Genomic DNA, 20896 nt, shown 5'->3' with positions numbered 1-20896 from the left:
TGCGGCAAGCCAGCGTCGGCGGCGATGGGTCAGCGCGTGTCGCAGCGTTGTTGCAGGGCGATGGCGGCCGCGGGGTTGCGCTGCTTGCCTGCGCCGATGCACAGCAGATACACCTCGCGCGGCCTGCCCGCGGCCGGCGCTGCGATCAACGGAAGGTCGTCCACCGCATGGCCAGCGGCCCAGGCCTGGGCGCGCGCGGCCCAGCGTTGCTGCAGTGGCGCGGGCAGCCCGGCACGCAGGCGCGGCTGGCTGCGCTTGATCCGTGCGTAGACGAAGTCGGCGCTGACATCACCATGCAGCGCCGCTTCCTGGCTGTCTTCGATGACCAGGGCCACCCCATGCAGGCGTGCGGCCTGCACCAGCGTGGCGTCCATCGCGGCAGGATTGCGCACCTCCACCGCGTGCTGCAACGGCACGCCCTGCAGCGTGGCGGGCAGGGAACCCATGAACGCCGCCAGCGCCTCGGCGTCGGCCGCGTGGCCCGGCGCGAACTGCCATAACAGGGGCCCCAGCCGGTCGCCGAGGCCCAGCGCGGCCTGCAGGAAAGGCTGCGCGGCCTCGGCAACACCGGACAGGTCACGCCGCTGCACCAGGTAGCGCGGCGCCTTCATCGAAAAACGGAAGCCCGGCGGCGTCTGTGCGGCCCACTGCGCGCATTGGGCAGCGGTCGGGGTACGGTAGAACGTGCCATTGATTTCAATGCAGCGCAGGGCGCGGCTGGCGAACGCCAGTTCTTCGCGCTGTGCCAGGCCCTCAGGATAGAAGATCCCGCCACGCCATTCGGGGAAGACCCAGCCGCCGATGCCGCAGCGGATTGCCGCCGCTGTCACGCGCGTGCCTGCACGCAGCGGCCGACGTCGGCTGCACCCACGAACACTTCCAGCGCATCGCGGTAGCGCAGGCACGGGATGATGGTCGAACCGTTGCTGGTCTGCTCGCGTGTATCCATGGCACCCTCCTTTGGCACGGGAAAGGCTGCGCTGGACCCCGTTACCATCATGAGAATTCCGTCGGCGGCTGTACCGCGCGGCAACCCAGCCTGGAGAAAGTGCGTGATGAAATTCCTGATCGGAGGCGCGATGCTGCTGGCCTGTACCACCCTGGCGACCGCGGCGACTCCGCCCCCGCTGCAGGACCTGGATGCCACGGTGGAGCGGGTACGCGCGCGCTTCGACGTGCCCGGCATCGCAGTGGCCGTGGTCAAGGATGGCAAGGTGGTGCTGGAGCAGGGCTGGGGCGTGCGCGAGCAGGGCCGCCCGGAGCCGGTGCAGGCCGACACGCTGTTTGCCATCGCGTCCAACACCAAGGCATTCACCGCGCTGTCGCTGAACCTGCTGGCCGAACAGGGACTGCTGAAAATGGACGACAGGGTGGTCGACCACCTGCCGTCGTTCCGCATGTCCGACCCGTTCGTGACCCAGCAGATGACCCTGCGCGACCTGCTGTCGCACCGCAGTGGACTGGGCCTGGGCGCCGGTGACCTGCTGTTCTGGCCGACCACCACCTACAGTAACGCCGAGGTGGTGGAACGCTTGGGCAGGGTGCCGCTGAAAGGCGGGTTCCGCGAGCGTTATGCCTACGACAACATCCTGTACGCCGTGGCACAGCAGGTCATCGAGAAGGTCTCCGGGCAGTCCTACCAGGCGTTCCTGCAGCAGCGCATATTCGACAAGGTCGGCATGGCCGGCACCCGTTACAACGCCGATCATCTGCGCGCTGGCGACAACGCGGCGGTGGGCCACGCGAAGTTCGACTTCACCGACTTGCGCACGGTGGCACCGCTGACCTGGCAGAACAACGCCGGCGCCGGTGGCATCTACTCCAGCGTGCATGACATGGCGCGCTGGATGCAGGTGCAGCTGGCGCAGGGCCAGCTGGCCGACGGCAGTGCGCTGTTCACGGCGAAAAGCCAGCAGCAGATGTGGCAGATGATCACCCCGCAGGTGGTGGCCGAGCCGGCGGTACCGGAGCTGGCGCCGGCGCGGCCGAACTTCGCCGGTTACGCCGAAGGCTGGAGCCTGAGCGATTTCCGCGGCCGCAAGCTGGTGTGGCATACCGGCGGCTGGCCGGGCATGGTGTCCCGGGTGACGCTGGTACCCGGCGAGAACCTGGGCGTGGTGGTGCTGACCAACCAGGAGGCCGGCGCGGCCTTCAATGCCATCACCCTGAGCGTGCTCGATGCCTATCTCGGCGGTGAGCGGCATGACTGGGTGGAAGCCTACGGCAAGGCGGTGGACAAGGGCCGGGACAAGGCCGACGCGGCCTGGGCCAGGCACCAGGCGGCACGCACCACGGGCAGCACCCCGTCACTGCCGCTGAAAGGCTATGCGGGCCGCTACCGCGACCGCTGGTACGGCGACATGCACATCACCGGCAACGGCAAGGCGCTGCGCCTGCAGTTCGACAAGACCGCGCAGCTGGTCGGCACGCTGGAGCACTGGCAGCACGACACCTTCATCGTGCGCTGGGACGACCGCTCGCTCAATGCCGATGCATTCGTCAACTTCAGCCTGGATCCGGACGGCAAGGTCCGCGAAGTACGCCTGCAGGCGATCTCGGAGCTGACCGACTTCAGTTTCGACTTCCAGGATCTGTTGTTCGTGCCGCAGGGGTGAGGCTGGCGTGGACAACGGCCAGCGGCCGTCACTACCCGCCATGCATACGATGGGATAATCCACCCGTTACCCCGCTGTGAGCGACTGTGATGTTCCGCTGGTTTGAATCCCTGATCCCGGTGTTCCCGCCGGTGGACAAGCGCATGCCGCCGCGCAGCGTGTTCAAGTTCTACCTGTTCTATCTGCACCCGGTGTGGCCGGTGCTGCTGGCAACGCTGGTCGCCGGCCTGCTGCTGGCGCTGGTGGAAGTGGCGATGTTCGATTTCCTCGGCCGCATCGTCGACATGGTCGCCGAGCAGCCCGGCGCCGGTTTCTTCCAGCGGCATGCGTCGGACCTGCTGTGGATGGTGGGGGTCTGCGTGGTCGCCCGGCCGGTGCTGGTCGGGCTGCACAACCTGCTGGTCAACCAGGCCATCGTGCCCGGCCTGAGCAACCGCTCGCGCTGGCTGATGCACAACTACGTGGTGCGCCAGAGCCTGACCTTCTTCCAGAACGATTTCGCTGGCAGCGTGGCCAACCGGGTCATGCAGACGGGTACCTCGTTGCGCGAATCGGCGGTGCAGATGGTCGATTCGCTCTGGTACATCGTGGTCTATACCGGCACCGCGCTGTTCCTGTTCGCCCAGGCCGACTGGCGGCTGATGATCCCGCTGGTGCTGTGGATGCTGGCCTATGCGGTGATCATGGTGTACTTCGTGCCGCGTGCGAAAGAGCGCGCGTGGATCGCCTCCGAAGCGCGTTCGAAGGCGATGGGCCGCATCGTCGATGGCTATACCAACATCCCCACGCTGAAGCTGTTCGCCCATGGCGGACGCGAGCAGGCCTACGTCGCCGAATCGATCCAGGAACTGGCGGAGAAGCATCGCCGGCAGACGCGCATCACCAGCGGCATGGACCTGACCATCGCCATCGTCAACGGGTTCCTGATCGCAGGCACCTGCGGGCTGGCACTGTGGCTGTGGAACGATGGGCTGATCACGGTCGGTGCGATCACCCTGGCCACCGGCCTGGTCATCCGCATCCACAACATGTCCGGCTGGATCATGTGGACCATCAACGGCATCTTCGAAGACATCGGCACGGTGCAGGATGGCATCACCACCATTTCCCAGCCGCTGACGGTGCAGGACCGCGATGATGCCGTGCCGCTCAAGGTGAGTGCCGGCGGCGTGCACTTCCAGGACATCCATTTCCACTACGGCAAGCGTGGTGGGGTGATCGCCGGGCTGGACCTGAAGGTGAAGCCCGGCGAAAAGATCGGCCTGGTCGGGCCATCGGGCGCGGGCAAGTCCACCTTGGTCAACGTGCTGCTGCGCCTGTACGACCTGGAAAGTGGCCGTATCACCATCGATGGCCAGGATATCGCCGGCGTCACCCAGGAAAGCCTGCGCGGCCAGATCGGCGTGGTGACCCAGGATACGTCGCTGCTGCATCGTTCGATCCGCGACAACCTGCTGTACGGGCGGCCCGAAGCGTCTGAAGAGGAACTGCGTGCGGCCGTGGCCAAGGCGCGTGCCGATGGCTTCATCGATTCACTGGTCGACGCCCAGGGCCGGCAGGGCTACAACGCCCTGGTGGGCGAGCGGGGGGTAAAACTTTCAGGTGGGCAGCGCCAACGCATCGCGATTGCCCGCGTGTTGCTGAAGGACGCGCCGATCCTGGTGCTGGACGAAGCGACGTCGGCGTTGGATTCGGAAGTGGAAGCGGCAATCCAGGACAACCTGGATGAGCTGATGGGCGGCAAGACGGTGATCGCCATCGCGCACCGGCTTTCGACCATCGCGCGGATGGACCGGCTGGTGGTGATGGACCAGGGGCGCATCGTGGAAACCGGCACGCATGCTGAACTGGTCGCGGCCGGTGGTCTGTATGCGCGGCTGTGGGCACGTCAGACCGGTGGATTTGTCGCCGCCGAAGGCTGATGGGTAGCGCCGAGCCACGCTCGGCGGATGCCTTCCGTGGCGATCCATCAGAAGCCGCCGAGCACGGCTGGGCGCTACCGGTTCGGTCGGCAGGACGCCGAGCATGGCTGGGCGCCCCGTTGATGCGGCATTTCAGCTACAGGGCGTGTCGGGCCCTGCAACCGGTTTCGCCAATGCTTCAGGCCGGGCGGCACCCGAGGAAACGGTCGATCAGGAAGTTCTGTCCTGCTGCCCATTCACGCGTGCGCTGCATGGCCTGGCTCTGCGAATTGGCCTCCACGTAATGGCTGTCGGCGATATCGCCTTCATAGATGTAATCACAGCGCCACGTTGATGCCGCGTGCGCAGAGAGACTGGCGAAGGATAAAAGCAGGGTAGCGGCAATGGGCTTGATCATTCTGGTCACCTGGGGTTTGGGCCGGTGGCGGATTCCATCGGCTTGCCCATAGTCTTGCCCCGCGGCGACAGGACGTCGCCCGGCATTCGCAGCAGGCGCGTTCGCGCGCAGCCTTGCACGCTGGATCTGTGATCGCGATCAGATAACCCCTGGTTACAGCGTCAGGGATTCCGCCTCGCGGCAAAGCTGCGATAGGCCTCTGAAGTGTGCCGCAGCACGCGTCATCCGGTGGTGCTCCAGCCTCCTGACAAGATGAAGCATCGCAAGGACACTGGAGCTGCAGCGACCATCCGGCTGCGCTGCCTTCGCCCGATCATGAGACCTGACAGATGATCCGACACCTGCACATGTTGATCGCCGCAGCGATACTTTTTTCATCGACAGCGGCAACCGCAGCGGTGGCACCGTACCAGTGCACATTCCTGCTCCGCGGTGCACCCACTATGCAGAGAATAAACGCAGACTCTGAGATCCATGCCAAGGAAATCATCCGCTACGAGCATGGGTACTTCAATGTCGATCGCCTCTCCTGCAACCGTGTCTGACACGGCCCTGACGCTGCCGTGCTGAAATGAAAAAGCGCCCCTCACGGGGCGCTTTGCGTTCAGCGTGCCAGCAGGCCTGCCCGGGATCGGACAGACGCACTTACTCGATCGGCTGGTCCAGCATCAGCTGGCGCGCGAAACGCACCGGCGGGGCGCCGTAGGACAGCATCTTGTCGTGGTAGGCCTTCAGGTTGAACTGGTCGCCCAGCTTTTCCTGCGCGGCCTTGCGCGTGTCGAAGTGTTCCTGCGCACCGACGAAGTAGGTCGGCAGCTGCGCCGACGTCAGCTGCGCGCGCACCCACTTGCCCGACGCTTCGCTTTCCTGCTGGAACGCATCGTGGGTCATCAGGTGCATCGCCTGTTCGCGCGTCCAGTTGTCCACGTGCACGCCCTGGTCCAGGATCGCGTTGGAAATGGTGCGCAGGTAGAACTTCAGCTGCACCAGGTGGAACAGCGGATCGTTGTCGAGATACCCCTGCTCCTGCATCATGCGCTCGGTGTAGACCGCCCAGCCTTCGGCAAACAGGCCCGAGCGCAGCACCGCGCGCAGGGTGGACGGGAACTTGGCCGAGTGCCAGCCTTCCAGGTAGTGGCCCGGGGTGCCTTCGTGGATGCTCAGCAGGTGGATCATGCGTGAGTTGTACTCGCGCAGGAACGAGTCGACCTGCTTGTCGTTCCAGTCATCCGGGATCGGCGAGACCGCGTAGAAGGTCTTCAGGTTCTTGTCCAGCGGACCGGGCGAATCACAGTAGGCCACGGCCACGCCGCGCTGGAATTCGGGCATCAGGATGATGTCCACCGGCGCATCGGGCAGGGTCATCAGGTCATGCTCGCGCACGAACGCGGTGGACTGGTCCAGTGCGGCCTTGGCATCTTCCACGACCTTGTCGCGGGCCGGCTTGTCGGCGTAGGCCAGTTCCAGCGCCGCTTCGATCGCCTTCTGCTGCTGCGCGTCGCTCGGCTGCGCCGGCATTTCCGGTGCGCCCGGCTTGTCCTTCAGCACGGTCTGGGCGATGCCATACATGTCCTGGCGCACGCGCTTGAGTTCGGCACGTGCACGCTCGCCGATCTCCTGCCGCGACAGCGAGGAGTTCAGCGCGAACTTCAGCTTCTGGTCGTACAGCTCGGCACCGACGCGGAATTCGCCCTTGGCATTGGGCACCAGGGTCTTGTCCAGCCACTGCTGCTGCTCGTCCACGGCCTTCTTCAGCCCATCGATGGCGGCCTGCAGGCGCTGCTGGTCGGCCTGCGGCAGTTCGCCGATGTGCGGGGTGATGAAGGTATCGACGATGCTGAGGATGCCGCGGTTCTGCTTGGCCACCGTTTCGGCATGGATCTTCGGCACGCGGGCCGGATCCAGGTTTTCGCGGGCCTGGGCGAAGATCGCCGGGATTTTCTCCATGCGCGCGGTCGCCGACTTCAGGCGCTCGGGGAGCGGTGCGAACTCGCGCGCCATCAGGCCGTAGATCGCGCTGCCGGCCAGGCCGTTGTACATCTGCGGATCCCACTTGGAGGACTGCAGCACCTCGGCATTCCAGATGTCCGACTGCAGCTGGTTGCGCAGGATCGCGGCATCCACCTGGTTTTCGCGGCCCAGCTTGGCCACGTCCATTTTCTCCAGCTCGGCGAGCAGGCCCTTGTAGGCGGTCAGGGTCTTCTGTTGCCCCGCGGCACTGAGATCGTCGATCTCGCTGTCGAAGCGGTGGTCGCCGATCTGCGTGGCACCCACCGGCGAGAGCTGCATCCAGCTGTCCAGGGCGCGCTTGGACAGATCGGCGAAGGCCGCATCGGCGGCCGCATCGGCGGCCTGCGCCGGCGCGGCGGCGGGCGGGGTGGCGGAGGCGGGGGCGTCGGCCTGCTGGCAGCCGCCGAGGGCAGCGATCAGGGCGAGGGCAAGGAGATGCTGGCGCATCGGCAATCCTGTCTTGGGGTCAATCGCCAAGCATAGGCCGGGGCCGTCGCCCTGTCTGCGTGCCAAAGGATTACCATCGTCGCATTCCCACGTGGAGGTGGATCATGCAGTACGAAGGAAGCTGCCATTGCGGCCGGATTGCGTTCACCGTACAGGCCGATGAACCGGTCACCGAGGTCATCGACTGCAACTGTTCCCTGTGCCGCCGCCGCGGGGGCCTGCTGTGGTTCGCCGCGCGCGAGGCCTTGGTGCTGTCCAGCGACCCCGCCCAGCTGGCGACCTACCAGTTCCACAAGCACCACTTGCAGCATCACTACTGCGCCCAGTGTGGCATCGCCCCGTTCAGCGAAGGCGTCGATCCCCGCAGTGGACAGGCCATGGTCGCGGTGAATGTGCGTTGCCTTCCTGGCGTGGCGCTGGATGGATTGACGGTGACGGCATTCAACGGAGCCGATGCGTGAGCTGTGCAACAGTGCGCTACCCGGCGCTTGCGGTGGCGGCAGCCGTTGTGCTGATGCTGGCCGGCTGCGGCAGGCACGAGGCAGCGGCCGATGCGGGTGCCGGCGCTGCCGGTGCGGTGATGTCACCGGAAGGGGCATCGCTGGCCTACGAGCATGACCTGGACATCCGCCTGGACGCGGTGCAGATCGGGCCACGGGTCAAGCAGATCGCCGATGCCTGCCAGTCCGCCCGCTTCGGCGACTGCGCGGTGCTGCAGGTGGGTCAGCAGGGCGGGGAGTATCCCAGCGGTTCGATCCGCGTGCGCATCGCGCCGAAGGGCGTGGAGCCGATCATCGGATTGGCCGGGCAGGGCGGCGAGGTGTCATCGCGCAACACCCATGCCGAAGACCTCGCCCAGCAGGTTGCGGATACCGCCTTGGCCAAGGCGCGGCTGCAGAAGGAGCACGAGCGCCTGCTTGCCTACCAGGACAGCAAGGACATCAAACTGGCCGACCTGCTGGTCATCACCCAGCGGCTGTCGGAAATCGAGGCGGGGGTGGAACAGGCCAACAAGGACGCGGCGCAGCAGCGCCGACGCATCGATACGCAGCTGGTCACGATGCAGTTCAACGCACCGTCCGGCCAGCGCAGCCGCAATGAAATCGGCATGGCGCTGTCCGAATCGGGAGCGATCCTGACCACCAGCATCGCCTACCTGATACGCGCCATCGCCGCGCTGCTGCCGGTGCTGGTGGTCGGCAGCATCATCGGCTGGATCGGCCTGCGCCTGTGGCGCCGGCGGCGTGCGCGCAGGGCGGGTTGACCCGCCCTTTCAACCGCGCCGGATCAGCCTTCGTCGGTCTCGTATTCGACGAACACATCCAGCTCCAGGGCCAGCTCCTGCACTGCATCGCGCACCTTCTGCGCGGTGCTTTCGTTGCCGACTTCCACTTCCAGTTCATGGCTGCCCGGGCCGATGTCATCGGACAGGCCGGCCGAACTGGAATCGTCGTCGTCCATCTTCGGCATCAGGTCGTCGGTCTCTTCGACATGCTCGATGCCTTCGATGCCCAGCAGCAGGTCGCTGATCGCACGCGCGTCGTCTTCAGATCCGGTAATTCGCAGTCGCAGCATTGCCATGGGATGGTCCTGGTGGGAAACAGGACCCCAGCCTAGCCAGCGGCCGGAAAAGAGCGGGTGACGGTGGAACAGGGCCCTTGCTCACGCGTCCTGTACGGCACGCCCCGGCGGCTGCGGTGGTGGCGCCGGCATCGGCGTGCGCTCGTCGAGCGCTTCGCGCAGCAGCCAGTCGATGAAGGCGCGTGCCGGGGGCGAGGGCGCCTGCGTATCACTGTTCACTACGTAGTACGCATAGCGCGCCTTCATCACCGGGCCCGGCAGGCGCACCACCTCGTTGCGTTGCAGGTAGGGCTGGGCGATGTGCCGGCGCGCCAGCACCGCGCCCATGCCGTACACCGCTGCGCGCATGGCATCGGCGCTGTCGGCGAAGGTATGCACCGGCGGCAGCGCTGCCGGCACGCGTACGCCCGCATGCCGGAACCAGTCCCGCCAGCCCTGCGGTGACAGATCACTGAGCAGCGGCAGGCGGGCGATGGGCGCAGGGTCCTGCAGGCCGTGCACGCCGGCCAGCGCCGGTGAGGCGACCGGGAAGAGGTCATCGTCCATCAGGTGGCGCGCGTGCAGGCCGGGCCATTGTCCCAGCCCGTAGCGGATGCCGACCTCGGGCCCATTGTCGTCGAAGCGGTCCAGGCCGCTGCCGGTGTGGAGTTCGATCCGCACCTGCGGATGCATCCCGGTGAAGCGTGGCAGGCGCGGCAGCAACCAGCAGTAGGACAGCGAGCGCAGCGTGGTGATCCGCAACGGCACGCTGTCGGCGTGCGGCCTGAGATGGCTGGCGACCGTGGCCAGGTCGGACAGCGCGGCGCTGGCCGCATCGGCCAACTGGCGACCTTCGGCGGTGAGGCGCACACCGCGCGCATGGCGCAGGAACAACGCGCTGCCGAGTTGCTGTTCGAGGCGGCGCACCTGGTGGCTGACCGCGCTGGCGGTGAGGCTCAGCTCCTGCGCGGCGGCGGCGAAGTTCTGGTGGCGCGCGGCAACGGCGAACACACCGAGGGCGGGCAGCAGGGACGGGCGCAGGAGCATGGCGAGCCTCAAGCCGGATTTGTGGCTGGCAGCGATACTACGCGCTTGCGGGCCCTGCGCGGCAGCGCGAAGCTGGGCAACCCGACAGCAGGAGAGCGGCATGGTGGTGCAGGTGATTCCCAGGAGGCAGCCATGAGCGCGTTGCCGCAGGCGCTGGAACGCGACTGGCGTACGCCACTGGAGCTGACCCTGCTGGGCGCCATCTGGGGCTGCTCGTTCCTGTTCATGCGCGTAGCCGTGCCCCACTTCGGTCCCTATGCGCTGGTGGAACTGCGGCTGGTGCTCGGCGCGCTGGTGCTGCTGCCGTTCCTGTGGCGTGCGCGGGCGCAGTTCCCGGCGCGTCGCTGGCTGTGGTTGGCGCCGATCGGGCTGATCAATTCCGCCGTGCCCTTCGTGCTTTTCGCATGGGCTGCCGAACGGGCACCAGCGGCGATCGGGGCGATCTGCAATGCGATGACGGTGCTGTTCGCCGCGCTCATCGCCTTCCTGTTCTTCGGCGAAAAAATCGGCATGCGACGCGCACTTGCACTGCTGGTCGGGTTCAGTGGCGTAGTGGTGCTGGCTACCGCCAAAGTCGCCGGGTTGAGCATCGGCGCGGCGGTCGTCGCCGGTGCGCTGGCGTCGCTGCTGTATGGGCTGGGCGTGAACCTGGTGAAGCGCCACGTGACCGGCCTGCCGCCGGCGGCGTCGGCGGCGGCAACGCTGGGATGCGCTTCGTTGTGGATGCTGCCGATGGCGCTCACCCATTGGCCGCAGGGCCCGGTGCCGGGCGCTGCATGGGCCTGCGCGGTGGCGCTGGGCGTGGTCTGTACCGGGCTGGCCTTCCTGATGTTCTACCGGCTGATCGCCCGCATCGGCCCCTCGCGCGCCTCCACCGTGACCTACCTGGTGCCGCTGTTCGGCGCCGCGTTCGCCTGGCTGTTGCTGGGCGAGCCGGTCACCCTGCAGATGCTGCTGGCCGGCGCACTGATCCTGGGCAGCGTGGCGGTCAGCCAGCGCCGCTGAGCGTCACCGCACCGGCACCGGGATGTTGCACAGATCGATGTGCCCGGCCGGCCGTTTGTAGAAATCATCGACACGGTTGCGACGGGCTTCCACGGTATCGGCGAAGGTTTTCGAGTCGGTGCGCAGTACCTGGATCGGCGTGCGTTCGGCGGCGGGCACATCGCTGGCGCGGCGTATCGCGGTGATCGGCGTGCGCTGCTGCGGGTCGGCATAGAAGCCCATCGGCGCCGGGCCCCGCGGCAGGGCGCTGAGCAGTTCCATGCCCTTCAGCACGCGGCCGACCACGGTGATGTTGCGGTCCAGCTGGCGCGGCGACTGGCCGGTGACCACGTACAGTTCGGCGCCCACGCTGCTGTCTTCGTCATTGTTGCGACCGGCGCCCAGCGCGCCATAGCAGTGCGCCAGCCAGGCCCTGCCGTCCTTCGTATCCTGGCCGACCGGGAAGCCGTCGACGAAACCGGTGCGTGCCGCCCAGCCATCGCGATCGGGCAGCGGGCTGACCTTCAATCCCGCCGTGGCGCGTTCGAACTCGGCCGGCAGTTTCTTCTGCGCCGATCCCAGTGGCCGGGCCTTGGCGGCGTCGTCGGCGTCGGCATCGCCGAACTGCACCACGAAGTTGTCCTGCGACCGGTAGATGCTGGTGCCGTCCCAGAAATGTTCGTGGGCGAAGGTCTGGATGTTGGCCACGTGGCGCGGCGCGAACTGCGGCGCCAGCTCGATGATCACCCGTCCGGCCGGCAGGTCCATGTACAGCAGGTTGGCCGGGTCCGGCGTGCGCCAGTCGCGGTCGGGTGCGGCTTCCAGGATCTGCTGCGCGCTGCGGTAGGGCGTGGCCGCCGGGGCCAGCGAAGGCAGCAGGCAGGTGGCCAGGGCAAGCGCCAACAGGGCGGGGCGACGGTCCATGGTGAGCCTTTCAGGAAAGAGAGCCCGATCATGCGCGAGGCCACGGTTTCCTGCCAGCGCCGGGCACGGCGGCTGCACGACACCGTGACGTCCGGCCTATTCCACTAGGTTGAACTCCGCACTAGTGTTCACTTCAACGTAGTGGAGATGCCCCCATGGTCGATGAAGAGATCCAGCTGAAGAAGTTCCAGAAGGAGCTCAGTGCGGGGACCGTGTCGCTGGCGCTGATGGCGGTGTTGGCCAAGGCACCGGAGCCGCTGTACGGCTACCTGATCGCCAAGGAACTGGAGCAGGTGGGCGAGGGCGTGCTGAGTGGCAAGCAGAGCGCGCTGTACCCGGTGCTGCGCAACCTGGAAGGGGCCGGGTTGCTGCAAAGCCACGTGGAGCCCTCCACCAGCGGTCCACCGCGACGTTACTACCGCATCACCGAGCAGGGACGTGCCGTGCTGGAGCAGTGGATCCAGGCCTGGCGTGCCACCCGCGATTCCGTCGATTCCGTTCTGGAGGGCGTACTGCAATGAACATCGAGCACACCATGGGCAGGACCCTGCCGGCGACCATTCCCGATTACCTGGCGCAGCTGCGCGCGGCGCTGCACGATGCCGACCCGGCGATGGTCCAGGACGCGCTGTACGACGCCGAGGAGTACCTGCGTTCGGAACTGGCGGCACAGCCCGGGCGCAGCGAGGGCGAGGTGATCGCCGACGTGGCCGGCAGCTACGGCGCGCCGGACGAGGTGGCCGACATCTACCGCGAAACCGAGCTGACCGTGAACCGCGCGCTGCGCACGCCGAAGACCCCACTGGGCACCCGCGTGACGGCCGCCCCGGCAGTGGCCAGCGGCTTTGATGCGGTTCCGCCGGCAGCAGGCGTTGCGGCACCGGGTCCGTCCATCCCGGATCCGCCGCCGCCGCCACCGCGCTCGCTGGCGGCGCGCTTCTTCGGTGTGGTGGTGGATCCGCACACCTATGGCGCCCTGTTCTACATGCTGCTTTCGCTTGCGACGGGCACCTTCTTTTTCAGCTGGGTGGTCACCGGTCTTTCGCTGTCGCTGGGCCTGCTGATCCTGATCATCGGCGTACCGGTGGCCGTGTTGTTCTTCGGTTCCATCCGCGGGCTGTCGCTGCTGGAAGGGCGGCTGGTGGAAGTGCTGCTGGGCGAGCGCATGCCGCGACGCCCACGCTTCAGCGACCGCAGCCGCAGCTGGCTGCAGCGGATCGGCGATATGTTCACCGATGGCCGCACCTGGCTGACCCTGCTGTACTTCGTGCTGATGCTGCCGCTGGGCGTCGCCTACTTCACCGTGGCAACGACGTTGCTGGCGCTTTCGCTGGCCTTGATCTGGTCGCCGGTGGCGGTGTGGTTCCCGGGTGCCTACACCGGGGTGACCATCAATGGCCTGCCGCTGCTGGAAGGGGCTTGGGCGACGCCGCTGCTGGCCCTGGCTGGCGGGCTGCTGCTGTTCGGCACGCTGCACCTGGCGCGGGCGGTCGGCCGCATGCACGGCACCCTGGCCAAGCACCTGCTGGTACGGTTGTAAGCGCGATGGGCGTGACGGCTGGAGCGGCCTGGTAGTGACGGCCGCTGGCCGTCACCAACGCCGGCCGTCAGCCGGCTTTCCGCCGCAACGGGGTGACGTTGCTCTTCTTCTTCGGCTTCGCCGCCGCCGGTGCTTCGGCATTGGCGGCGAAGAAATCACGGACCTTCGGGTACACCACCTCGCGCCAGCGACGGCCGCTGAAGATGCCGTAGTGGCCGGCGCCTTCGACGATGAAATGCTCGCGACGGTCTTCGGCGATGCCCGTGCACAGCGACTGCGCCGCTTCGGTCTGGCCGAGCCCTGCGATATCGTCCAGCTCGCCTTCGATGCTCAGCAGCGCGGTATCGCGGATGGCCGAAGGATCGACCTTCTCACCCTTGATGTACCACTCGCCACGCGGCAGCAGGAAGTCCTGGAACACCACGCTGATGGTATCCAGGTAGTACTTGGCCGGCATGTCCAGCACCGCGTTGTACTCGTCGTAGAAACGACGGTGCGCGTCGGCGTCTTCCAGGTCGCCCTTGACCAGGTCGGCGTAGAAATCCCAGTGCGAGCTGAAATGCCGGCTGGGGTTCATCGACAGGAAGCCGGCGTGCTGCAGGAAGCCCGGATACACGCGGCGGCCGGCGCCGGGGTAGCTCGGCGGCACGGTGTGGATGACGTTGTTTTCGAACCACGACAGCGGGTTCTGGGTGGCCAGGTTGTTCACTGCGGTCGGGCTGCAGCGCGCATCGATCGGTCCGCCCATCATCACCAGCGACTTCGGCGTGGGTTCACCGCGGCCGGCCATCAGCGAAACCGCCGCCAGCACCGGTACGGTGGGCTGGCACACGCTCACCACGTGCAGCCGCTCCACGCCGAGGTGGCGGATGAACTCCTGGATGTACTCCACGTAATCATCCAGCCCGAACTCGCCTTCGCTGCCCGGCACCATGCGCGCATCGACCCAGTCGGTCACGTACACGCGGTGGTCGCGCAGCAGGGTGCGCACGGTGTCGCGCAGCAGCGTGGCGTGGTGGCCGGACAACGGCGCCACCACCAGCACGAACGGCTGGTTGAGCATGGTGTGCAGCTGGTCGGCTTCGTTGCTGTGGCGCTTGAAGCGCAACAGCTTGCAGAACGGCTTGCTGACTTCTTCGTGGACCACGATCGGCACGCGCTCGCCGTCCACGTCGATCTCGTTGATGCCCCACTCGGGCTTCTCGTAATCCTTGCCCAGGCGGTGGAACAGCTCGTTCATCGCCGCCAGGCGATCGGCACCGGGCATCTGCCCCCACCAATGGCCGGCATTGTTGAAGAAGTGGGCATTTGCCTGGGCCTGGTGGACCCAAGGGGCCAGCAGATTACGGGTCAGTTCGTGGAGCTGGTAGAGCATATTGACTCAATATGTATGGTCATATGTTGCCGCGCAGCATACCTGATCCGGCGCCGCGGAATATTAACTGGGGTCGCAGATCCGGACGACGCCGGCTCAGGCCTTTTCCAGGGCTGCGGCTTCCTGGCCCAGCGCGGCACCCAGCCAGCAGTGCGACCCGATCGGCGTCAGGCCGTGCTTGCCCAGTTCGCGCCGGTACCAACGTGCCGGGCGCGGATGAAAGCCGTCATGGTCTCCTTCGAAGTCGTCCTCGGCGGCGAAGGTCTCCAGGAAGGCCACGCCACCGGTCAGCTCGCCGATGCCGGCCAGCCCGGCGCGCAGTTCGCGGTCGGGCACGTAATGCATCACATCCGAGCAGACCAGCAGATCCACCGGGGCGCAGGGCCGCAGCCAAGCGAAGTCGCCGAAGCTGGCCGGGTGCAGGTTGCGGGTGCGCCCATAACGGCCCACTGCGTAGTCGCTGCTGTCGAAGCCCAGGTAGCTGAGCTTGGGGCGCAGCTTGAGCAGCGGCGCGCGCCATGCACCTTCGCCGCAGCCGATGTCCAGCACGCTGCGGATCGGGCGTTCCAGGTAGTACTCGGCGCTGGCCACGGCCAGGGCGACCTTGCGCGCCAGCCGCGCGCTGCCGCCGATATCGGCGCGCCGGTACCAGTGCTGGAAATAAGCGGCGTCGTAGGTCTTGTGCATGTACGTGGCTCTGCGCATCGGTGAAAATGGTGCTCATCCTACGCCAGCCGCTGGAGCGAGCACATGCAGTCCTACTTCTGGGTCAAGACCTTCCACCTGGTGTTCGTGGTGGCCTGGATGGCGACGGTGTTCTATCTGCCGCGCATCCTGGTCAACATCGCCGAGACGGCGGGGCAGGCGGCAGTGAGTGAACGCCTGCAGCTGATGGGGCGGCGCCTGTACCGCTTCGGCCACAGCATGTTCGGGCTGGCCTTCGTGCTGGGGCTGGTGCTGTGGCTGGGCTACCGGGTCATTCCGGATTTCCCGACCATGGTGGCACCGGGCGGGGCCGGCTGGCTGCACGCCAAGCTGGGCCTGGTGGTGCTGCTGATGGCGTATTTCATCTGGATCGGGCGGCTGCTCAAGGGCGTGGCCAAGGGCCGGGCGCTGCCGTCATCGCGCGCGCTGCGCTGGATCAACGAGATCCCGCTGCTGGCCTTCATCCCGATCGTCTGGCTGGTGCTGGCCAAGCCGTTCTGAGCCACGACCGAGCGCCGGAGATCGTCCGGCGCTGTCGCCTTACGCGGCTTCGTAGGTGCCGTAGCTGCGCAGGCGCGTGTAGCGCTTGGCCAGCAGTTCGTCGGTCGGCAGTTCCTGCAGCGCGTCCAGTTCGTTGACCAGCACGGCCTTCAGGCGCTTGGCCATCTGCACCGGGTTGCGGTGTGCGCCGCCGGTCGGCTCGCGCACCACCTTGTCCACCAGGCCCAGCCCCTTCAGGCGCGGAGCGGTCAGGCCCAGCTGCTCGGCGGCGTCCTTGGCCTTGGTGGCATCCTTCCACAGGATCGAGGCGCAGCCTTCCGGGCTGATCGTCGAATACACGCTGTATTCCAGCATGATGGTGCGGTCGCCCACGCCCAGCGCGAGCGCGCCGCCGGAGCCGCCTTCGCCGATCACCGTGCAGATCACCGGCACCTTCAGCTCGGCCATCTCCATCAGGTTGCGGGCAATGGCTTCGGACTGGCCACGGGATTCTGCGTCGATGCCCGGCCAGGCGCCGGCGGTGTCGATCAGGGTCAGCACCGGCAGGCCGAAACGCTCGGCCATCTTCATCAGGCGCAGTGCCTTGCGGTAGCCCTCCGGCTTGGGCATGCCGAAGTTGCGCTTGATCTTTTCCTTGGTGTCGCGGCCCTTCTGGTGGCCGATCACCATGACCGCGCGGCCATTGATGCGGGCCAGGCCGCCCATGATCGCCTTGTCGTCGGCGAAGGCACGGTCGCCGGCCAGTTCCTGGAACTCGTCGAACATCAGGTGCAGGTAATCCTGCGTGTACGGACGCGACGGATGGCGGGCCAGCTGCAACACCTGCCACGAGGTCAGGTTGCGGAAGATCTGCGCGGTGCGGGTGCGCAGCTTGCCGCGCAGGGCCGTTACTTCGGCTTCAACGTTGACCGCCGGGCCGGCGCTGGCGCTGCGCAGCTCCTGGATCTTGGCTTCCAGGTCGGCGATGGGTTGCTCGAAGTCGAGGTAGTTCGGATTCATCGGAAGCCGTCGTATGAATGTAAGGAGGGAAGTTTAGCCGAATGCGTGGGGATGCCCCGTACGCCGTCGTCTGGTCAGCTCGCCCAAGGCGGGCTGTAGCGCACCTTCACGGTGCGCACGGCCGGGTCGGCGCGCAGGGCCTGGATCAGCCGGGAATCGATGCGTACGGCGCTCTCGCCGCCCACGTCCAGCATGCCGGCCAGCGAGCCTTCCTGATCCTTCAGCAGCAGATCCAGGCGCAGGGGCGTGCGGCCGGGGCGATGGCGGTCGAGCAGGGCATTGACGCGCTCCCAGACCGGGCGTTCGCGGCGCAGGTCCACGCGCAGCGACAGCCGCGTTGCGTAGTTCGCGCAGACCTCGTCGAAGTCCCAGCACTGGCGGATGCGCAGGGCGAAGCCGCCATTGAACTCGTCTTCGCGCAGGCCGCCCTTCACCACCAGGATGCGGTCCTTGGTCATCAGGTGGCCGAACTCGGCCATCGCGTCGGAGAACGCACTGCATTCGACCCGGCCGCGACCGTCTTCAAGCTGGATGAAGATCTGGCTTTCGCCCTTGCGGCGCACCCCGACCACCTGGCCGGCCAGCACCGTCTGCACTTCCGGGCGCCAGCGCTTTTCGCCACCGCCGCCGCCGCCGCTGGCGGCACTCCAGATCTTCTCGACCGCGCCCAGGTCGGTGCCGACCAGGTCGCGCACATCGTCGCGATGCGGATCGAACGGATGCCCACTGAGGTAGAAGCCCAGCGTATCGCGCTCACCGGTCAGCCGCTGCAGCAGTGGCCATTCGTCGGTTTCCTGCAGTTCCAGGTGGATCGCCGGTGCATTCGGATCCGGGCCGCCGAACAGCGAATTCTGGCCCGATGCCCGTTCGCGCGCCATCTGCTCGGTGGCCTTGATCACTTCGGGCAGCTGCAGGGCCAGCGAGGCACGGTTGCGCCCCAGCTCGTCCAGCGCACCGCAGTTGATCATCGCTTCCAGCGTGCGCCGGTTGAGCTTGGCCGAGCCGATGCGCGTGCAGAAATCCAGCAGGTCGGTGTAGGCACCCTTCTGCAGGCGCTCGTCGACCACCGCTTCGCAGGCGCCCTGGCCGACGCCCTTGATCGCGCCGAGGCCGTACTGGATGGTGTCCGGGGTGGCCGCTTCGAACATGTAGGCCGACTGGTTGACCTTGGGCGGCAGCACGGTCAGGCCGAGGTTGCGCACCTCGTCCAGGAAGCCGACCACCTTCTCGGTGTTGTCCATGTCCGAAGACAGCGTGGCGGCCATGAACTCGGCCGGGTAATGCCGTTTCAACCAGGCCGTCTGGTAGCTGACCAGCGCGTAGGCGGCGGCGTGCGATTTATTGAAACCGTAGCCGGCGAACTTCTCCATCAGGTCGAAGATCGCATCGGCCTTGGCCTCGCCGACGCCGTCCTTGGCCGCGCCTTCGCGGAAGATCTCGCGGTGCTTGGCCATCTCGGCCGGGACCTTCTTGCCCATCGCACGGCGCAGCAGGTCGGCGCCGCCCAGCGAGTAACCGCCGACGATCTGCGCCATCTGCATCACCTGCTCCTGGTACACCATGATGCCGTAGGTGTCGCGCAGGATGCGCTCGGTGCGCGGATCGGGGTACTCCACTTCCTCGCGCCCATGCTTGCGGTCGACGAAGGAGGGAATCAGGTCCATCGGGCCGGGACGGTACAGCGACACCAGCGCGATCAGGTCTTCGAAGCGGTCGGGCTTGGCGTCCTTCAGCAGGCGGCGCATGCCCGAGGATTCAAACTGGAACACCGCACCGGTATTGCCGGAGGCGAAGATGTCCTTGTAGGTCGGCGCATCGTCCAGCGGCAACTGGGTGATGTCCAGCGGCGGGATGCCGGCGCGCTCGTGGCGCTTGTTGATCGCCTTCACTGCCCAATCGATGATGGTCAGCGTGCGCAGGCCGAGGAAGTCGAACTTCACCAGGCCGACTTCTTCCACGTCGTTCTTGTCGAACTGGGTCACCGGATTGCGGCCGATGCCGTTTTCGTCGTGTTCGGCGAACAGCGGGCAGAACTCGGCCAGCGGCTCGGGCGCGATCACCACGCCGCCGGCGTGCTTGCCGGCGTTGCGGGTCAGGTCTTCCAGCTGCCGCGCCAGGTCGATCAGGTCGCGGACATCGTCCTCGCTCTGGTAGCGCTGGATCAGCTCCGGCGAGGCCATCTCGCTGTCCTTGCCTTCGCCCATCGCATCCTTCAGCGAAATGCCCAGGATGTTGGGGATCAGCTTGGCCACGCTGTCCACCAGGCCGTACGGGAAGCCCAGCACGCGCCCGCAGTCGCGCACCACGGCCTTGGCCGCCATGGTGCCGTAGGTGATGATCTGGCTGACCCGCTCGCGGCCGTACTTGCGCGCCACGTAGTCGATGACTTCGTCGCGGCGGTCCATGCAGAAGTCGATGTCGAAGTCGGGCATCGACACGCGTTCGGGGTTGAGGAAGCGCTCGAACAGCAGGTTGTAGGGCAGGGGATCCAGGTCGGTGATCTGCAGCGCCCAGGCCACCAGCGAACCGGCACCGGAACCACGCCCCGGGCCGATCGGGATGCCCTGGTTCTTGCCCCACTGGATGAAGTCGGCCACGATCAGGAAGTAGCCGGGGAAGCCCATCTTGATGATGGTATCCAGCTCGAATTCCAGGCGCTCGCTGTAGTCCTGCAAGGTCATGCCAGGCGCTACGGGATTCTTCTCCATGCGCAGCGTCAGCCCCTTGCGCGCTTCGCTGCGGATCCAGCTGTCCAGCGTTTCGTCGTCGGGCACCGGGTAGTTGGGCAGGAAGTAGGTGCCCAGCCGCATTTCGATGTTGCAGCGTTCGGCCAGCGCGCGGGTGTTGTCGATTGCATCGGGGATGTCGGCAAACAGCGCGCACATCTCCTCGGAGGACTTCAGGTACTGCTGGTCGCTGTAGTCGCGCGGACGCTTGGGATCATCCAGTACGCGGCCGGAGGCGATGCACACGCGCGCTTCGTGGGCGCTGAAATCAGTCGGTGCGAGGAAGCGCACATCGTTGCTGGCGATCACCGGCAACCCACGCTGGCCTGCGGCCATCAGCGCGAACTGGTTGAACGCCTCTTCGCCCTCGCGCCCGGTGCGGGTCAGTTCCAGGTGCAGGCCATCACCAAACACGCGCTGCCAGTCGGCCAGTTGCTGTTCGGCGAGGTCATGCTTGCCGGCGGCGGCCAGGCGTCCGGCCAGGCTGTCGCGGCCACTGAGGGCGAACAGGTTCTGGCAGCCGGCTTTCAACCATTCCGGGTGCACGGCCACGCCGCCTTCGGGGCGATGGCCTTCCATCCACGCGCGGGTCAGCAACCGCGACAGGCTGAGGTAGCCCTCGCGGTCACGGCACAGCAGGGTCATCCGCCAGGGGTCCTGGCCTTCTTCGGCGATCATCACATCGGCGCCGGCGATGGGCTTGATGCCCACGCCTTCGGCGGCCTTGTAGAACTTGACCAGCGCGAACAGGTTGTTCAGGTCGGTGACGGCCAACGCAGGCAGGCCGAGTTCGACCGAGCGTGACAGCAGGTTGGCCTGTTTGGCTTTCTTCGGGTCAGCCTGTTCCGGCTTCGCCGGCACGCGGATGGTGGAATCCGCCAGCGAAAACTCGGTGTGGACGTGGAGATGGACGAAACGGGAGTTGGACATGCCGGACCAGGTTGGAGCGCACCGGCCCCGGGAGCAGGCGTAGGAACGGCCGCCGGGGTCACAGGTGCGCAGGAGTGCCCGCTCAGGGTAGCGGCGAGGGGCTATACGGACAAGGTCTTGACGCGGGGGGGGTTGCGCGCTGCGCGCGGGCTCTGAAGCCAGAGCCAACGGCAACGGCAACGGCCAGAGCAACAGCTGCGGGGCTGCTTGTTGG

The 20896-nt window shown here is 66.8% G+C and carries 19 protein-coding genes; 8 read left to right on the top strand and 11 right to left on the bottom strand.

Features of this window, described 5'->3' with window-relative positions; translation table 11 throughout:
* Positions 1 to 29 precede the first annotated feature (29 nt).
* Together ABB28_RS11000 and ABB28_RS18460 are read right to left on the bottom strand one after the other, a co-directional pair.
* On the bottom strand, positions 30 to 830 hold the full coding sequence (locus tag ABB28_RS11000; RefSeq protein WP_057508674.1) for a DUF72 domain-containing protein: 801 nt from the start codon (positions 828 to 830) through the stop codon (positions 30 to 32).
* Entirely contained in the window at positions 827 to 949 is a 123-nt protein-coding gene (locus tag ABB28_RS18460) for a hypothetical protein (RefSeq protein WP_259171611.1), read from the bottom strand. Before ABB28_RS18460 ends, ABB28_RS11000 begins: the two co-directional genes overlap by 4 nt.
* Positions 950 to 1055: 106 nt before the next feature.
* On the opposite strand from ABB28_RS18460, the gene ABB28_RS10995 reads away from it, so the two are divergent.
* Together ABB28_RS10995 and smrA are read left to right on the top strand one after the other, a co-directional pair.
* On the top strand, positions 1056 to 2615 hold the full coding sequence (locus tag ABB28_RS10995) for a serine hydrolase (RefSeq protein ID WP_057508673.1): 1560 nt from the start codon (positions 1056 to 1058) through the stop codon (positions 2613 to 2615).
* Positions 2616 to 2704: 89 nt separating this feature from the next.
* The gene (gene smrA / locus ABB28_RS10990; RefSeq protein WP_057508672.1) at positions 2705 to 4537 is read left to right on the top strand and encodes a multidrug efflux ABC transporter SmrA; all 1833 of its coding nucleotides are present in this window, start codon (positions 2705 to 2707) and stop codon (positions 4535 to 4537) included.
* 178 nt (positions 4538 to 4715) lie between these two features.
* Here smrA and ABB28_RS10985 read toward each other — a convergent pair whose 3' ends face one another.
* Entirely contained in the window at positions 4716 to 4934 is a 219-nt protein-coding gene (locus tag ABB28_RS10985) for a hypothetical protein (protein WP_057508671.1), read from the bottom strand.
* 645 nt (positions 4935 to 5579) lie between these two features.
* On the bottom strand, positions 5580 to 7391 hold the full coding sequence (locus ABB28_RS10975) for a DUF885 domain-containing protein (protein ID WP_057508669.1): 1812 nt from the start codon (positions 7389 to 7391) through the stop codon (positions 5580 to 5582).
* A gap of 104 nt (positions 7392 to 7495) precedes the next feature.
* Between ABB28_RS10975 and ABB28_RS10970 the strand changes: the two genes are divergently transcribed.
* Together ABB28_RS10970 and ABB28_RS10965 are read left to right on the top strand one after the other, a co-directional pair.
* The gene (locus ABB28_RS10970) at positions 7496 to 7852 is read left to right on the top strand and encodes a GFA family protein (RefSeq protein ID WP_057508668.1); all 357 of its coding nucleotides are present in this window, start codon (positions 7496 to 7498) and stop codon (positions 7850 to 7852) included.
* A 53-nt stretch (positions 7853 to 7905) separates the two neighbouring features.
* Positions 7906 to 8655, top strand: coding sequence for a DUF4349 domain-containing protein (locus ABB28_RS10965; RefSeq protein WP_057508687.1), 750 nt, complete (start codon positions 7906 to 7908; stop codon positions 8653 to 8655).
* Positions 8656 to 8678: 23 nt separating this feature from the next.
* Here ABB28_RS10965 and ABB28_RS10960 read toward each other — a convergent pair whose 3' ends face one another.
* Together ABB28_RS10960 and ABB28_RS10955 are read right to left on the bottom strand one after the other, a co-directional pair.
* A complete protein-coding gene (locus tag ABB28_RS10960) occupies positions 8679 to 8972 on the bottom strand; it encodes a hypothetical protein (protein WP_057508667.1) in 294 nt (97 codons plus the stop codon).
* Between the two features lie 81 nt (positions 8973 to 9053).
* Entirely contained in the window at positions 9054 to 9998 is a 945-nt protein-coding gene (locus ABB28_RS10955; RefSeq protein WP_057508666.1) for a LysR substrate-binding domain-containing protein, read from the bottom strand.
* Between the two features lie 132 nt (positions 9999 to 10130).
* On the opposite strand from ABB28_RS10955, the gene ABB28_RS10950 reads away from it, so the two are divergent.
* The gene (locus tag ABB28_RS10950; RefSeq protein WP_057508665.1) at positions 10131 to 11003 is read left to right on the top strand and encodes a DMT family transporter; all 873 of its coding nucleotides are present in this window, start codon (positions 10131 to 10133) and stop codon (positions 11001 to 11003) included.
* Between the two features lie 3 nt (positions 11004 to 11006).
* Here ABB28_RS10950 and ABB28_RS10945 read toward each other — a convergent pair whose 3' ends face one another.
* The gene (locus tag ABB28_RS10945; protein ID WP_057508664.1) at positions 11007 to 11906 is read right to left on the bottom strand and encodes a peptidylprolyl isomerase; all 900 of its coding nucleotides are present in this window, start codon (positions 11904 to 11906) and stop codon (positions 11007 to 11009) included.
* A 155-nt stretch (positions 11907 to 12061) separates the two neighbouring features.
* Between ABB28_RS10945 and ABB28_RS10940 the strand changes: the two genes are divergently transcribed.
* Together ABB28_RS10940 and ABB28_RS10935 are read left to right on the top strand one after the other, a co-directional pair.
* The gene (locus tag ABB28_RS10940; protein WP_057508663.1) at positions 12062 to 12427 is read left to right on the top strand and encodes a PadR family transcriptional regulator; all 366 of its coding nucleotides are present in this window, start codon (positions 12062 to 12064) and stop codon (positions 12425 to 12427) included.
* Positions 12424 to 13446 carry a sensor domain-containing protein gene (locus ABB28_RS10935; protein WP_057508662.1) on the top strand — a complete coding sequence of 341 codons (1023 nt, stop codon included), beginning with the start codon at positions 12424 to 12426 and terminating at the stop codon, positions 13444 to 13446. The genes ABB28_RS10940 and ABB28_RS10935 overlap by 4 nt, the downstream gene beginning before the upstream one ends.
* Positions 13447 to 13513: 67 nt before the next feature.
* Here the strand turns inward: ABB28_RS10935 and ABB28_RS10930 are convergent, their stop codons facing one another.
* Positions 13514 to 14821: a polyhydroxyalkanoate depolymerase gene (locus ABB28_RS10930; protein ID WP_057508661.1), complete on the bottom strand. Its 1308-nt coding sequence runs from the start codon at positions 14819 to 14821 to the stop codon at positions 13514 to 13516.
* Positions 14822 to 14917: 96 nt separating this feature from the next.
* The gene (locus ABB28_RS10925) at positions 14918 to 15508 is read right to left on the bottom strand and encodes a class I SAM-dependent DNA methyltransferase (RefSeq protein WP_057508660.1); all 591 of its coding nucleotides are present in this window, start codon (positions 15506 to 15508) and stop codon (positions 14918 to 14920) included.
* A 63-nt stretch (positions 15509 to 15571) separates the two neighbouring features.
* On the opposite strand from ABB28_RS10925, the gene ABB28_RS10920 reads away from it, so the two are divergent.
* Positions 15572 to 16027: a CopD family protein gene (locus tag ABB28_RS10920; protein WP_057508659.1), complete on the top strand. Its 456-nt coding sequence runs from the start codon at positions 15572 to 15574 to the stop codon at positions 16025 to 16027.
* A 39-nt stretch (positions 16028 to 16066) separates the two neighbouring features.
* On the opposite strand, the gene ABB28_RS10915 is transcribed toward ABB28_RS10920, so the two are convergent.
* Complete coding sequence (locus tag ABB28_RS10915; RefSeq protein WP_057508658.1) at positions 16067 to 17026, bottom strand: acetyl-CoA carboxylase carboxyltransferase subunit alpha; 960 nt, start codon at positions 17024 to 17026, stop codon at positions 16067 to 16069.
* A gap of 74 nt (positions 17027 to 17100) precedes the next feature.
* On the bottom strand, positions 17101 to 20682 hold the full coding sequence (gene dnaE / locus ABB28_RS10910; RefSeq protein ID WP_057508657.1) for a DNA polymerase III subunit alpha: 3582 nt from the start codon (positions 20680 to 20682) through the stop codon (positions 17101 to 17103).
* Positions 20683 to 20896: the final 214 nt, after the last annotated feature.

The organism is Stenotrophomonas chelatiphaga, from assembly GCF_001431535.1.
Taxonomy (GTDB): domain Bacteria; phylum Pseudomonadota; class Gammaproteobacteria; order Xanthomonadales; family Xanthomonadaceae; genus Stenotrophomonas; species Stenotrophomonas chelatiphaga.
Note: the sequence above shows the minus strand (reverse complement) of the source record. Positions and strands in the feature narration are given on the sequence as shown.